The following is a 14,531-nucleotide window of genomic DNA, read 5'->3' as shown; positions in this document are numbered from 1 at the left end:
TTAGAAAACTCCTGTTAATCTAATTTCGATACGTATTCTTTGTACTGCGCTGCGGATAAAAGATTTCCGAGTTCGGATGTTTGGATGTTTTTTAATTTTACCATCCAAGTATCAAATGGTTCCGCATTCACTGCAGCTGGGTTGGAACCAAGACTTGCATTTGTTTCTACCACTTCACCAGAAATGGGTGAATACAAATCTTCGGCAGCTTTGACCGATTCAATGGTTCCTAGACTGTCTTTGGATTTGATTTGTTTTCCTGGTTTAGGAAGGTCGATGAATACAATATCACCTAGTGCATTTTGTGCAAAGTCAGTGATTCCAATCAGAGCCACGTCACCTTCGACTTTGACCCATTCATGTTTTTCAGTATAATAATATCCATCTCTTGCTTGTGTATCTGCCATGATTTTTCCTCTTCGATTCTACTCTCGGTTTAGCGATTGTTTCGGACACTGCCTTGGATGAAGGCACCAGTCTCTACTTTAGCCAATTTCTTTTGTCCACGAATCTCCACAAATACTTCCATTTGGTTTTTGGCGAATTCGGTGTCGAGAATGGCAAGTCCTAGGGATTCTTTCCTGCTGGGTGAGTGGGTTCCAGATGTGGATTTGCCAATTTCTTTCCCATCTGCAGAGAAAATGGGGAAATTTTCTCGTAAAACACCGGGTTCTAAAAGGCGAATCCCCACAACTTTTCGTTTGGGACCATTCTTTTTATCCGCAATGATGCGCGTATATCCCAAGTAAGGGGCAGGTTTTTCTTTGACGATAAAGTTGATTCCGGATTCTACAGGAGTCCATTCTGCATTCAGTTCATGGCCATACAGCGGGTATTTTGCTTCAAGTCTTAGTGTGTCACGAGCGCCAAGACCTACAGGAACCAGACCAAAATCTTTTCCAATTTCTAACAAATCTTTCCAAATGTTGACACCGAGTGTGTTGGATGTATAAATTTCAAATCCATCTTCTCCCGTATAACCTGTGCGAGATACGATGATGGTTTCACCTTTCCAATTCATTTCTTCAAAATGATAATAGAGGATAGAACTTAAATCCTTACCAAGATACTTAGAAAAAATTTCATCTGCTTTTGGGCCTTGTAATGCAATTTGATGCCAGTTTTTACTATCATCAACAACAGTAACGTTCCCTTTTTTATATGTTTCTAAATGTTTTGTTACTGCTGGATAATTGGATGCATTCGAACAAATCATATACTTTGAATCACTGAATTTATAAACAGTGATATCATCCACAAGCCCACCATTTTCATTTACCACTGCATTGTACTGCACTTGGCCTACTTTCATCCCAGTGATGGTGTTACAAGTGACTGATTCTAAGAAAGAAAGAACATCGGCTTCGTTCCCTGTGACAAAAATTTCACCCATATGGGATACATCAAAGAGTCCCGCAGCGGATCTTGTAGTTAAATGTTCTTGGATGATCCCCGTATATTGCACAGGCATGTCCCAACCGCCAAAAGGAACCATCTTGGCTCCCATTTCTTTATGGATTGTATGTAAAGGGGTTTGTTTTAATTCCACGGCACTCTCTCATTCAGACTCTGGAACCATGGAAAAATGGTTTCATCGTTATGGAATAGAATTTTTTTTAAGATATTATGTTAAGAGAAGTCTACCGCATTGAAAAAACCGGATCACTAGATCATCTGCAAAGGAAATCAGAATCACTAAGTGAACCAGAAGGTGATGAAGTTACCGTTGAAGTGAAAGCCATTGGTCTGAACTTTGCCGATGTATTTGCAATTTATGGTTTGTACTCAGCAACTCCAAAGGAAAGTTTCATTCCCGGATTGGAATTTGCAGGAAAAATCGTGAAAAAAGGCCCAAAAGTTAAGGATTTTGAGATCGGCGACTCTGTGTTTGGTGTGACAAGGTTTGGCGCATACGCAACTCATCTAAACATTTCAGAAAAAACAGTATTCCCTCTGCCTAAGGGTTGGTCGATGCAAGATGGCGCTGCATTTGTGGTACAAGCACTCACTGCATACTATGCACTCGTTCCACTCGGACAAGTGAAAGAAGGAGATCATGTTCTGATTCATAGTGCTGCTGGTGGTGTCGGAATCATGGCAGGACATATTGCGAAGAAAAAAAAAGCAATTACCATCGGTCTTGTTGGTGATTCCGTTAAGTTTTCTATCTTAAAAGACGTTGGTTATGATTATTTTCTCATTAGATCTCCTAAATTTAAACAAGAGATGAGGAAAATTTTATCAGAACATCCGTTAAAAATAGTTTTAGAATGTTTAGGTGGTCGTTATTTTCACGACAGTTATGATCTCTTGGCACCAATGGGAAGACTTGTTACCTATGGCAGTGCGAACTTCACACCATCACATTCATTCCGAAATTGGTTATCCATCGCATATTCTTACCTCACAAGACCAAAAATTGATCCATTATCCATGATTTCAGACAATAAATCGGTGATGGGATTCAATTTAATATGGTTGTGGAATGAAATTGATGAACTTCGAAAACATTTTTCCGATTTAATGATGTTATCACTACCAAAACAAACCATTGGGTATGAGTTTACCTTTGATTCGATACACGATGCACTCCGTACATTTCAATCGGGACAAACAATTGGTAAGATCGTTATCACAGTTTCGTAGAATGTGTATTAGTCTGTTTTTTATTTTGAATAAAAATTCATGCAAAAAATAAAATTTCTTTACATTAAAATTGATATGATTTAATTATGTCGTATCAATTCACTCTCTGTTTGCCAAGGACAGCCGTGTTTTGAAATCAAAAGATAAGGACGATCACAATGGTTGCTAAAAAGAAAGCCGCAAAAAAGAAAGCCGCTAAGAAAAAAGCTGCAAAGAAAAAATCTAAGAAATAACTTAGATTCGATTCTTCCTTCGAAACTATCGAAGTAAGATTGTGTGAACCCGCAAAACCTGCGGGTTTTTTCATTTATAGAGGTAAAGTCAGACGAAATTTAGGCAATTGCCTTTGTAAAACCCCTACGACTCATCAAAAATCCCGATTTTTTATCTGAATTGGCTCTTTCCATGCCAATAAATTGGAAATGATCCTTCTTATTGATCGAATCAAAGAGTGCTTTCATCAGTGATTCGATGTTAGGATGCACTACGTTTTTATAACTTTTACGCGAATGATCCTTGCCCCAGATCTCTAAATGGTCTGTATCAGGCATTTTTAAGATGAGAGAAGGGAGATCATATCGTTTCATGAGAACGTTGCAAACATCTTCGAATCCATACTCAGTGATGGAATTAAAATCAAAAAATACAAGTAAGTAGAGGATATTGGTTGGTTCGAGTCTTCCATTTTCATCAGAAATTTTCTGAATCCCATCTAAAACAACGTAACGAAGATTTTTGGTTTGGATCCAAAGTTTCTGATCTTCGTGGCGTTTGAGGTTCACTTCTTCTGAAAACCGCTTTTGGAATACGGTAGAGAGGAAAAATCCGGAAGATTCTTGTTTTTCTTCGAGGATTCGTTCTAAAGAAAAGGGTTCAAACTCTAAATTGAAGTACTTTGTATACGTCTCTGCCATATCATTTAGAGTAACGGTCAGATTTTAGAGTTTGAATCGGATTTTTTTAAAATTAAAATCTAGAAAATTAGAATTCTAACATCCTTCGTTCGCTGTCGTGAAAGAAACTATATCCTTCTTTTTTCCACGTTTCCCAAAATTTTGCAGAACCTTCTCGCATAAAACAAATTCGTTCTTCTGTTGCGATGGGTGTTAATACAAGAAAATTAGCGCGTTTCCCATTCTCCGTAGTGAGTCCGTGAAGGTTTGGTAGTGATTCCTTAGAACCTTGCTCTATTTCGTCTGTGACGTTACGTAGAACGAACCAATTGAAGTCTAGATAGAGTTGGTCAGGATCTTTTCTTGGATTTTGAATTGTATGTGAATGTCCAAACCAAATTCCTGTGTTCCAAGGAAACTTTACCATTTCTCCGAGTACATGTTGGATCCATGTTTCTGATTTATCTTCTGTATCTTTTAGAAGTTGGATGGCAAATACGAGTTCGATTCTTGAAAAGTTTTCATAATCTTTATGATAGAGTTCAATGGATGGTTGGTTTTGAACACTCATCCCAATCGTGGAAAAGATTTTGATCCCAGGAAATTCTTTCGGTAAAAAAGATGCGATTCCTAAAGAAGGATACTTTCCGCCATCAGCAGACCAATACTTTTCATGTTTCCCAAGTTTTGATTCTAAAAAATCCAATCTCAGTTTTTGTGCTTTCTTCCAATGATCTTTTTCAGCAACAGATTCCCAAAATTTTCGATTGGCCCGCACTCGTTCGGCAATCACTCCGTTTTCTGGATCACCAAGGGGAGAGGCAGTAGGGGCTTCTTCTTTTGCAAACTTTGCATATCCATGAATCCCTTTGATCCCTGACCAAGAAGGAAGATAAGCTTGAAGTTCTTCTTCCACAAACAATGCCACTCCATCACCTTCTTCTGACCAAATAAAATGGATTTGGTCTTCGGTAAGAGAAGTTTGTGCATTTGGATCTGTGATTTCTGATTTGGTTAACACGGGAGCAAGACCAACATCAAAATCCTCATCCACACGGGCGTCGGGTGCATCAATTAAGTTACGAACCCAAAGTGTTTTCATTGGCCACTCAGGGTTGTTATGTGATTGTAAGTATAAATAAATGGTTCTTCCATCATCTTCTAAAAAGGCAGTAAAAGAACCGTAAGGATTTGCTTCTTGGTATAAAACTTTAGGGGTAATGGGATTCATTAAAATTTATGCGGTACAATTCTCTCTTGGAATTTTGCGAGCAATTTGGATATGGTTTCATCCATTCCCGTTTCAAAATAAATATCAGGATAATAACCAGAGGCATTTCTTAGACCAATGAGTTCTGGTTCGTTCCACTTCCTGTAACCTTTGAGTGAGTTCCAAACTTCTTCCGAAGGAGATTGGTTTTCCTTTTTAGCGTCGATGAAAGATTGAATCGTGCGTGTTGGGGTCATACGAGTATAGATTCCTTGGTCTCCAAGGGAAACCAACTAAAATTTTAGGCTGTTTCGACAGTCGGTGTCGATTTTCATTGGATTTCTTTGGTAAGTCGGTGAAAAATTACAGTGACTTACTTTTTTCAGGCCACCCATTTCGAAATCCATGCACTTATTTCACCGAACTGAATCCGAAAATCTTTTACCTTATGATGGGGTTTTGTTGTACATCCGGGATTTTCTCCCCACCGAGGAAGCAGATCTGTTTTTTCTCTCCCTTCTGGACGGGATCGAATGGAAACCAGATGAAGCCATCCTCTATGGAAAACACATCACCACCAAACGAAGTGTGGCTTGGTATGCGGAAAAAGGATTTTCTTACCGGTATTCGGGAACTACAAAAACTGCCTTACCTTGGTCTCCTGCACTTTTAGAATTAAAAACGAAGGTGGAGTTGGCATCGAAAGAAAAGTTCAACTCCTGCCTTTTGAATTTATATCATGATGGAAGTGAAGGGATGGCTTGGCATAGCGATGACGAAACATCTTTACGTCCTAATTCAACAATTGCATCAGTAAGTTTGGGAGCCGAACGAATCTTTCGATACAAACATAAAAAAACGGGAGAGCAGGTGGAGTTGCAGTTAGAACATGGGAGTTTGCTTTTAATGAAAGATGTCATCCAAAGGTTTTGGTTGCATTCCCTTCCTAAAGCAATGAAGATCAAACGACCAAGAATTAATTTGACCTTTCGTCAGTTTGGAATGGTTTGAAACCCTCTTTGCAAAAGTAGTTCTTTAAACTGTTCATCCGATTTTTGATTCCATAAAACTAATGTTTTATAAGGATCTCCCTTTAAATCCAAAATTTGACAAAAGGCAGGTTCTGTTTTGATACCTTGTTTTTTTAAATTACGAATTTCCTCTCGGAATGTTGGATCCGCCAATGTTAAAAATCGATTTTCTACCATCATATGTATCCATCCAAATTGTTCAGTTGGTTCCACTGATTGTCCAAAGATTTCATAATGAAAATTTTTAGTTTCAAATCGACAAATCAAAGTGACTCGAAGTGCAACTGTTTTTTCAGAAAAACTATAGTTTGGTAAATTGCGAAACTTAGCATAACAAATCTTTTGTAAATGAGCAGGAATATTAAATTTAACTAATATATCTACATCACTAGAATCCGTATCGATATCCAAAGGAATTGTTCCGACGAGAGTCGGTTTAAAACCATGTAGAGATTTTAGAATTTTCCATTCTTCTAAATCCTTTGCCAATGCCTGTTGTTTGGAATTACCGAACTGTAAGTAGTCTGTACCGAGAAACGGATTGGTTTGGAGGGATTGCATATTATGTCTCGTACGCTCGGTCTCGGCCCCCACCCTGAATGGGTGGTGGAGGTGGGCTTGTGAGGGTTCATTCCCGGCCCAACTCCTACCATAAAATCTAACTCTTGTCTCTTGGGAATCGAATCTTGCTTAAAAATTTAAAGAAAACTTCGCAGTTTCACTAGTATCCCAATTAGGATTGTTAAAATCGAATCACAACAATCCCGCACTTTCCATTTGATTTACATGATCCACAAAAGTTTCTTTTAACGGCCGATAGGTTAGAGATAAATCTGTTTTGCTAAACTCGTTATTTAAATTTAATGGTTGGCCAATGTTATTTTTTGTATAACCCCAGGATAATCCAAAAAAGGGACCAATCACATAAACCAGAGCCTTAGGAAGATTTCCTGTGGGAACAGAATATTTGTTTCCAAAATTTTCTTTAATGATTTTTGCGGCACCTAACATCGGCATTACTTCGGCGGAAGTAATATGCCTTCCCTTTGCACTCGGTGTAAAACCCGCCAAAATATGTGCTTTTGCAACATCTCTTACATCAACAAATCCCATCTTTGTATCAGGAACACCAGTGCGAAAAACTCCCTTCAACATATTTTTCATAAACTCCACACTCGTTCCATCCATACGTTTAGAAAGAGATGGCCCCATCACAAAAGATGGATTGATCACAACCAAATCCCAACGGGATTGTCTTTTTTGAATTTCCCATGCTTCTTTTTCAGCCAAAGTTTTCGAATAGGCATAAGGTTGGTGATTCAGGTTGCTTGTTGTATTCCAATGTTCTTCTGTGAAAGTTTGGTTCGGAACTTGTAATGAATCGATATTATCTCCATGAATCGCTGCCACACTCGAAGTTAAAACAACTCGCTTAACAGACAAAATACGATTGCAGGATTCAAGAACATTTCTTGTGCCTTGTAATGCCGGATCAATTAATTGTTTTTGTGCATCTTTAATCCCGGCAACAAAAAAAGGAGAAGCTGTATGAATGACAAGTTCTGTACCTTCAATGGCTTTATCAAAACTTCCATCTAACAAAAGATCCGCTTCAAACAAAGTGAGTTTGTCTTTATACTTTTCTTTTAACTCGAGTAAATGTTCAATTTTGGAAGTATCTTTTAGGCTGCGAACTGTCGCCCTTACGTTCTTTCCATCTTCTAACAAATATTTAACGATCCAAGATGCAATGTATCCTGAACCTCCAGTGACAACAACGGGTAATTCTGAATTGATAGATTTCATATTGAACTTTAGACGAAGCCTCAACCTATGTTGCAGACAAATCCCCCCAGGAATCTGTCAAAACAGAAATCAAATTTCCAATCATCCCTACAAAAACAAAAAATAAATCCTTCTGAATCAATAATTCTATTTCTGTTCTTTTTTGGGCGAGGCCCAAGGGCCCGGGCTTTTCCGGAGTCCGCGTTCGCTCCCGTCTCGATGCGTGCACTTTGTGCAGGCATCGAGACCAAGTCCTGCAAATCCCTCTCGCTAAAAATCTTACCTTACACCAAAATAGAAATGGTTTGCCATGATAGATTCTTTGTTATATTTTTGATGGTTATGGCAGAGAAAACAAATCTTCTTAAAAAACAAAATCTTTCCTCAATCCTTCTCTATGTTTCCTTCGTTTTCTTTTTTTCCCATTGTGTCCTTAGTCCTTCTGGGAATTTAACCAATTACGATTCTTACTTCCCGCATCATAATGGAACGGATCCCATTCCAAAAGGAAAAGTCCGAGCCACATTTTTAGGAACCTCCTCTATTCTGTTAGATGATGGAGAAACTCAAATTTTAACCGATGGATTTTTTTCTAGACCATCCATTTGGAAAACAGCATTTTCCAAAATAGAATCAGATCCTAAGACAGTTTTGTCAGTCATCGAAAAGGCAAAAATCAACCGACTCCAAGCAATTTTTGTCTGTCATTCCCATTATGATCATGTGATGGATGCACCATTTGTCGCCAAACAAACAAAGGCGAAATTATACGGTTCTTCTTCCACTCTCAATGTAGGAACGGGAGCTGGACTTACTTCAGAACAAATGCAAAAGTTTATACCAGGAAAACCGATCACAATCGGAAAGTTTACCATCACTGTTTTGGAATCCAAACACACACCTCCCTTCCGAATCCTTGGCAAAACAAATGCAACAGATCCCAATCATCCAAATATTGAATCACCTCTCATTCAACCTGTAAAAGCTATGGATTTTATCGAAGGAGGAACTTTTGATTTTTTCATCCAACATGGAAAAAATAAAATTTTAATCAAAAGTAGTACAAACTTTGTAGAAGGTGCATTGGACAAATTCAATGCGGATGTTTTGTTTTTAGGAATAGCGCAAATTTCTCTTCAAAGCATTTCCTTTCAAGACGAGTATTTGAATCAAACCATACAAACTTTAAAACCCAAACTAATCATTCCTATCCATTGGGATAATTTTTTCAAATCCCTTTCGGAACCACTAGAACCCAATCTGCAATTGGGAGATGATTTTGATGCCAATATGAGTTCTATTTTAAAAAGAACGGAAGGACAAAAAATGGAAATCAAGTTGTTACAAGGTTTTGAATCCATCGATTTGTTTTAGAGAGTACTAAAAACTTGTTAGTCCTTCTACTTTCTGTTTTTGAATTTTGGAGGGAAGTAGTATCCTTTTTTAGAAATTTTAACTTAGGTTAAAAATAAGTTCAGGATTTGCGGCCTCTACTAGAAGAGTCCTTACTTTTTTGGTAATGGACTCATTCGATCAAAATTATGAGAGCCATCACCATGCAAAACCAAACTTGGAACCAAAACCAATTTATTTTTTTCTCCAACCAGTTTTTAAAACGATTCCAACCTAACCTTTCTAAGTTATTTAGAGGGATCGTATTTTCAATGGCATTGATTATTTCTATGGTAGTAAACCATTCGTCCATCTTTCCAAACTCAGAACCAAAACCAAAAGTTTTAATCGTTATGAGTGCCGCCAATACACTTTTGTTAGATGAAAATCATAAACACCCCACTGGAGTGTTCTTAAACGAACTTTACCATCCTGCCATTCGTTTGAACCAATCAGGTTTTGATTTAGAGTTTGCCACACCCAATGGCAAAAAGGTTACACTTGATCCAGAAAGTTTAAAAGATAAATACTGGAATTCGAAAGAAGAAAAAGAAGAAGCCATTCGTTTTTTAAATTCACTCAATTCCTTTCAAAAACCAATCTCACTCGAACTTGCCATCCAAAAGAATCAAAGTTATGTAGGTTTACTCATACCTGGTGGACAGGGGCTTATGACTGACTTGTTGTATGATACAAATCTTACCATTTTACTTTCCACATTTCAAAAACAGGAAAAAACAATCGGTTTGGTCTGCCATGCACCAGCTTTATTAATCACACTTCCATCTGGCCCCAATGGAGACGGATTTTTATTTCATGGTTATCGTGTGAATTCTGTTACCAAAATAGAAGAATGGTTTATCGAAACCTTTGTGATGAAAGGTAAACCCAAAGTTCGAAAAATTTCTGATTTATTAAAAGAACGCGGAATGTTGTACGAATCTTCTATTTTTCCTGCAAGCGGATATGCCATAAGAGATAGAAACTTAGTCACTTCCCAAAATCCATTCTCAGGAGAAGAGTTCACCAAACTATACTTAGATGCCCTTAAGGATTCCCTAAAAAAATCCTCTTTTTGATTCGGCTGAGAGCCACGTTTGTGATTCCCAAATAGGCAGCTTGGTCTATTTGGGAAATTCGATCTAAAACAAAATAATATTCTTGAATGAACTTTTTGTATCTTTTTTCAGGTTCCAGGAGTAAAAAATCGGCTACCCGTTCTTCTTTTTTTAAATACAATTTCGAAAGAAATTGAATGAGAAAATTTTGATAACCGTTTTCTTTTTCCATTTTTGATTTGAATTCGTTTGCTGTTAAAACAATCACTTCACTCGGTTCAATCGCAATGATGGAATAGGGAATGGGTTGGTTTTCAAAGATACTTGGTAAACTTCCCAGAAGTCCATCTTCGAAGATAAAGGATTTGATCCATTCTTTTTTCCCATGTTTGTAAATGAGTTTGAATCCTCCTGAAACAACCAAACCCACGCTATAGGAAGGAATTCCCTTCTTTGCAAAAATTTCTTTTTTCTTTAGTTGGATGGTCTTGCCGTGGGTCATAAAAAACTGACGGATTTCAGAGGATCCAAATACTTTGGGTAACAAAACTTTCATTTGGTATGAGTTTTAAGTTCATTGATGTTCAGAGTTTGTCTACCGATTCTTTTCAATTATCATTTAAGAGACCAGACAAAAGATATCTGTTTCTTCGGTTCATTCATAAAAAGTAAACCGATGAGATCTAACAAAAAGGATTCAGTAGAAGGATCTAAGATCGGTCAATTTTTTACTTGTCTCGATCGAAAGAGTTTTGGATTCTTTGAATCTGCCGAGGTACAACCTTTGAAAAAAATAATCCTAACACTTTTGGTTTTTCTGATTCTATTTTGTAAAAATAGTCCAATCGAAAATTCAATTGTCATAGAACGAATCCAAGCTGCCTCTTCAGCTGAAGGCACAAGTCCCATCAATGTATTCAAACCCGGCAAATATTGGAAACCCGAATCCAGTTTGGATGGAATTACTATTTTTTTCTCGAATGGAGCCAAATGGAACCAAATCGGAAAAACGGACGGTCGTGCTTTTTTTAATGAAATCTCCGTTGAATGTAAAGAGAAAAAAGGATATGTCGCTTTTTATAAGGACGGAAGTTATGCGACAAATTTTGACTGCTCCAAAGAAACTCCCCAAAAGATAAAATCGAGTGGAGTGCATGTTGTTTATTTGTTACCGGACTCTGGGAATGGGATCCAAACTGTTTCTTTTTTCCAAAATGGAAAAAAATTGGATGTATTGTATCCTGAACCAGTCGTGGGAGAAGTTTCTGCAAGTAGCACACTCCCCAATTATCCCGCCTATAGTTTGTTTGATGGCAGTATCGATTTTGCTTGGGTAGAAGGAGTCCCTACTGATGGAGTTGGTGAATCCTTCGAAATTGAATTAGAGGATGAAATTAATTTATCTGGAATTGAAATTTTTAACGGTTACCAAAGGTTAGATGCACTTTTTCATAAAAATGGATCCGTGACAGAGTTACTCGTATCCAATGATTCAGATTCTTTTTCCATCAAAGTGGCAGACAAACAAGGGGGACAAAGGATTTTTTTTCCAAAAAGTCTTTCAGGTAAAAAGTTTAAATTTTCCATTCAAAAGGTTCGTCCTGGAAAAACTTGGAAAGACACTGTCATTGCCGAAATCATCTTACTCGGTGAAAAGGGAAAACGATTTACGGTAGTTGATAAAAATGCAGATGAATTCAAAAAATCTGTAATTTCAAAAACAAAAAATACCATTCTATCTGGATTTGTAAACAAAGCGGTTTTTGGAGATGTATCGGAAGGTAGATTGGATTATGTATTTCGTTCCAATGGTTCCTTTGTGATTTGGAAAGATGATGTGTCCGAAAAACGAGTATTAGATGGAACCTGGGTTTTGCTTGAAGCCAATGCAACAGAAGCTAAAATCAAAATTTTTGGAAGGGATCATAAGGTAGTCACACAAAGTTTAGATTCCAATAGTCCGTATGCAGAAACCACAGAAGAAAAATCGACAGTTATCTTTGGAGATACACTCACGGTGAAAAAGTCTGCCAACGGATTACAGATGATTGGCAAAAAAGTCCAAATTACAAACTAAATTCCATTGTTTGGTAAGGATATTTATTGGTATGGTGTCCAAGCAGTTTCCCTTTTAGAATCGGGGAAATTGCATTCACCAGACCATTCCCCTGTATTTCATATCGTTGCTTTATTGTTTCGGATTTTCGGAGTTAGTGACGAAACATTATTAGGTTTTCAGATTCTAACTTGCGTTTGGCTGGTGTTTTCTGTTTTTCTGTCTCGGTTCCTAATCATGGAGGCAAAAAAAGGCATTGGAGTCCTTTCATTGGGGATACCTAGTATTGTGGTTTTTGTTTTGGGTTTTTTATATCCCAAACAAAGTTGGGCCTTAGGGTTTTTAATTCTTAGTATTGGATTCTCTTCACCCATTCCAACATTATCATCATTTTTTTCAAAAACTACACTATCGCCATCAACAACATCATCGTCGTTGTCGCAATCATCTTCTTCTTCATTTCTTTCTACTTCACTACTTCGATTTCGCCTGCGTTGGATTGCTTCCGCGGTCTTTTTCTTATTTGCGCTTTGGTTCCATCCCATGGTGGCTCTTATTGGCTTTGGGATTTTGGTATTCTATTGGATGCCTGAAAAGTTCTATCCAGTGATTTTCTGTTTTGCCATTATCCTTCCTTTTTTACTCCCTCAAAATCCGAATGGAAGGTTTTATCATGATAAAGATATTTTTCCATTGTCCGCAGCTTTTTCGTTAGCTGGCTTTGGGATTCTTGGGGACTGGGCTTTTTTGGTATTTGGAAAATCAGAACCAAAGTTTTATCGAATGCGTAAGGCCTTGGCGTTTTTTGGATTTTTATTATTAATTCCTATCTTTCATTTCGCGGACATACAATACCGAATTCTTTTGAGTTTGATCCTTTTAGTGCAAGTTTTTGTTCCATGGAATCGTTTCCAAATTTTGGTTTGGACTGCGAGTGCGGGGCTTTGGATCTTTACCCTATTTACAAATCCTAACCAATTTCGTTATTCTTATGAACAAATGTGGATTCCTGGTGAATCCATGGCCGCTGTACCAAACAATGGCTTGCTTGTGGCCCACCACGGTTTTTGCGAATACTACCATTTTCAATTTCACAAAGACTGTCTTTCCTTCGAACCAGATACAAAAGCCATTTCTGAATTGCCACAAAATACAGAAATTTATCGCGCTGTATATGGAATTCGATATGAAAACTTGTTAGTTAGCAAAGATGAAAATAAAAAACCTATTTTTAATTTTATCCGACCTTTAGGAGAATACCAACTCGTTCGAGAAGAGGATTGGAAAAAATACCGTTTGTTGTTAGAAAAACGAAATTCAAAACTTTTACAAGTAGCTAAGTCTTGGAAAAATCCTTATAAAGAACGTCCTGATTTTATAAAGAGAAAACACACGAATGGGATTTAGTTTCAAAAAAAAACCGATCCTTGGAATGAATCAAAGAGTTCATCGAGGGAACTTACGTTTATTTTTCGGTAAAATTTACTTCCAGTGGAAACGGTATCTAATTTGGTTTTTGGAACAAAAATCATTTACTACAAATAAAGCCGCTCCGACTGAATTCAAAGAAAAATATCCTATTTCTGTTTTTAAACACTCGTCTCCCATCTATCGCAAACTCAAAGACGTACCCATGTATCTCCAAGAGAACAAGAAGGTAAACCTTAGTATCGCCATTTCAAAGTTAAATGGAGTTATTCTCCAGCCAAACCAAGTCTTTTCGTTTTGGTATCTTGTGGGGAAACCTACCAAAAGAAAAGGGTATTTGCCGGGAATGCAACTTCGGAATGGTAGTTTTATCGAACGTACAGGTGGCGGGCTTTGTCAAATGGCCAATTTGATTTATTGGATGACCTTACACAGTCCTTTGGAAGTAAAAGAAAGGTGGCGTCATAGTTTTGATATTTTTCCTGATTCGGAAAGAACTCTTCCTTTTGGATCAGGTGCCACTTTGTCTTATAATTATATCGACTTACAAATTAAAAATACAACCAAACAACCATTTGTTTTGCATCTATGGATTGAGGATGATCTTTTAAAAGGGGAATGGCTAACAGATATAGAAATACCTTTTTTATACCAAGTTTACGAATCGTACCATGGTTTTCATGCAGAACCTTGGGGAGGATATACCAGAAGGAATACCATTCGTAGAAAAAAAATTTCCAAAGACACAAAAGAAATTTTGGAAGATGTGTTGGTAACAGAAAATACTGCTTGGATGATGTATGAACCACTTTTGGAATCCAAGATGGATTCGAGGAGAAACAACTAATCACAAAGTAACCCCCTGATTCTTCGGGTGTTATGTCAAAATAAAGTTTTTTCAGAAACAAACCCAAGAACTTCCCCTAAATTTATCTACCATAAAGGCAATACAATCAGTCTCATAAAAGAACCAGCCTGTTAGATGTTTAAAGTTGACCATCTGGTCAGTTTTTATTTTTATTTGCCTTGCCG

General features: G+C 37.4%; 15 protein-coding genes. 7 read left to right on the top strand and 8 right to left on the bottom strand.

What is annotated here, in order from left to right:
- Positions 1 to 14: 14 nt before the first annotated feature.
- Together gcvH and gcvT are read right to left on the bottom strand one after the other, a co-directional pair.
- Positions 15 to 407 carry a glycine cleavage system protein GcvH gene (gene gcvH / locus EHQ24_RS09815; protein ID WP_135601469.1) on the bottom strand — a complete coding sequence of 131 codons (393 nt, stop codon included), beginning with the start codon at positions 405 to 407 and terminating at the stop codon, positions 15 to 17.
- Positions 408 to 436: 29 nt separating this feature from the next.
- Positions 437 to 1,549 carry a glycine cleavage system aminomethyltransferase GcvT gene (gene gcvT / locus EHQ24_RS09810; RefSeq protein WP_135601468.1) on the bottom strand — a complete coding sequence of 371 codons (1,113 nt, stop codon included), beginning with the start codon at positions 1,547 to 1,549 and terminating at the stop codon, positions 437 to 439.
- 77 nt (positions 1,550 to 1,626) lie between these two features.
- Between gcvT and EHQ24_RS09805 the strand changes: the two genes are divergently transcribed.
- Positions 1,627 to 2,646, top strand: coding sequence for a synaptic vesicle VAT-1 family membrane protein (locus EHQ24_RS09805; RefSeq protein WP_135601467.1), 1,020 nt, complete (start codon positions 1,627 to 1,629; stop codon positions 2,644 to 2,646).
- 332 nt (positions 2,647 to 2,978) lie between these two features.
- On the opposite strand, the gene EHQ24_RS09800 is transcribed toward EHQ24_RS09805, so the two are convergent.
- From EHQ24_RS09800 to EHQ24_RS09790, 3 genes are all read right to left on the bottom strand, one after another.
- Positions 2,979 to 3,560, bottom strand: a complete 582-nt coding sequence (locus EHQ24_RS09800; protein ID WP_135601466.1) for a hypothetical protein — start codon at positions 3,558 to 3,560, stop codon at positions 2,979 to 2,981.
- A gap of 67 nt (positions 3,561 to 3,627) precedes the next feature.
- On the bottom strand, positions 3,628 to 4,770 hold the full coding sequence (locus EHQ24_RS09795; protein WP_135601465.1) for a suppressor of fused domain protein: 1,143 nt from the start codon (positions 4,768 to 4,770) through the stop codon (positions 3,628 to 3,630).
- Entirely contained in the window at positions 4,770 to 5,006 is a 237-nt protein-coding gene (locus EHQ24_RS09790; RefSeq protein WP_135601464.1) for a hypothetical protein, read from the bottom strand. Before EHQ24_RS09790 ends, EHQ24_RS09795 begins: the two co-directional genes overlap by 1 nt.
- Before the next feature lie 148 nt (positions 5,007 to 5,154).
- Here EHQ24_RS09790 and EHQ24_RS09785 point away from each other — a divergent pair, with 148 nt between their 5' ends.
- Positions 5,155 to 5,760 (top strand): alpha-ketoglutarate-dependent dioxygenase AlkB family protein, encoded by a 606-nt coding sequence (locus tag EHQ24_RS09785; protein WP_135601463.1) that lies wholly within the window; start codon positions 5,155 to 5,157, stop codon positions 5,758 to 5,760.
- Here the strand turns inward: EHQ24_RS09785 and EHQ24_RS09780 are convergent.
- Together EHQ24_RS09780 and EHQ24_RS09775 are read right to left on the bottom strand one after the other, a co-directional pair.
- On the bottom strand, positions 5,742 to 6,341 hold the full coding sequence (locus EHQ24_RS09780; RefSeq protein ID WP_135601462.1) for a DUF4269 domain-containing protein: 600 nt from the start codon (positions 6,339 to 6,341) through the stop codon (positions 5,742 to 5,744). The two genes, EHQ24_RS09785 and EHQ24_RS09780, sit on opposite strands and share 19 nt — an antisense overlap.
- 192 nt (positions 6,342 to 6,533) lie before the next feature.
- Entirely contained in the window at positions 6,534 to 7,586 is a 1,053-nt protein-coding gene (locus EHQ24_RS09775) for an SDR family oxidoreductase (RefSeq protein WP_135601461.1), read from the bottom strand.
- A 315-nt stretch (positions 7,587 to 7,901) separates the two neighbouring features.
- Here EHQ24_RS09775 and EHQ24_RS09770 point away from each other — a divergent pair, with 315 nt between their 5' ends.
- Together EHQ24_RS09770 and EHQ24_RS09765 are read left to right on the top strand one after the other, a co-directional pair.
- Positions 7,902 to 8,939, top strand: coding sequence for an MBL fold metallo-hydrolase (locus EHQ24_RS09770; RefSeq protein WP_244310448.1), 1,038 nt, complete (start codon positions 7,902 to 7,904; stop codon positions 8,937 to 8,939).
- Between the two features lie 167 nt (positions 8,940 to 9,106).
- Positions 9,107 to 10,036, top strand: coding sequence for a type 1 glutamine amidotransferase domain-containing protein (locus tag EHQ24_RS09765; protein WP_244310371.1), 930 nt, complete (start codon positions 9,107 to 9,109; stop codon positions 10,034 to 10,036).
- On the opposite strand, the gene EHQ24_RS09760 is transcribed toward EHQ24_RS09765, so the two are convergent.
- Positions 10,005 to 10,571 (bottom strand): Crp/Fnr family transcriptional regulator, encoded by a 567-nt coding sequence (locus EHQ24_RS09760; protein WP_135601459.1) that lies wholly within the window; start codon positions 10,569 to 10,571, stop codon positions 10,005 to 10,007. The two genes, EHQ24_RS09765 and EHQ24_RS09760, sit on opposite strands and share 32 nt — an antisense overlap.
- A gap of 228 nt (positions 10,572 to 10,799) precedes the next feature.
- On the opposite strand from EHQ24_RS09760, the gene EHQ24_RS09755 reads away from it, so the two are divergent.
- Genes EHQ24_RS09755 through EHQ24_RS09745 form a run of 3 tightly spaced genes read left to right on the top strand, consistent with a single transcriptional unit; the run spans position 10,800 to position 14,346 of the window.
- Positions 10,800 to 12,092, top strand: coding sequence for a discoidin domain-containing protein (locus EHQ24_RS09755; protein WP_135602430.1), 1,293 nt, complete (start codon positions 10,800 to 10,802; stop codon positions 12,090 to 12,092).
- Between the two features lie 6 nt (positions 12,093 to 12,098).
- Entirely contained in the window at positions 12,099 to 13,478 is a 1,380-nt protein-coding gene (locus tag EHQ24_RS19480; protein WP_135601458.1) for a hypothetical protein, read from the top strand.
- Positions 13,468 to 14,346 carry a VanW family protein gene (locus EHQ24_RS09745; RefSeq protein ID WP_135601457.1) on the top strand — a complete coding sequence of 293 codons (879 nt, stop codon included), beginning with the start codon at positions 13,468 to 13,470 and terminating at the stop codon, positions 14,344 to 14,346. The genes EHQ24_RS19480 and EHQ24_RS09745 overlap by 11 nt, the downstream gene beginning before the upstream one ends.
- The last annotated feature ends 185 nt before the right edge of the window (positions 14,347 to 14,531 follow it).

The organism is Leptospira noumeaensis, assembly GCF_004770765.1.
GTDB lineage: Bacteria > Spirochaetota > Leptospiria > Leptospirales > Leptospiraceae > Leptospira_A > Leptospira_A noumeaensis.
The sequence above is the reverse complement of the archived record's forward strand: the minus strand, read 5'-3'. Positions and strand labels throughout refer to the sequence as shown.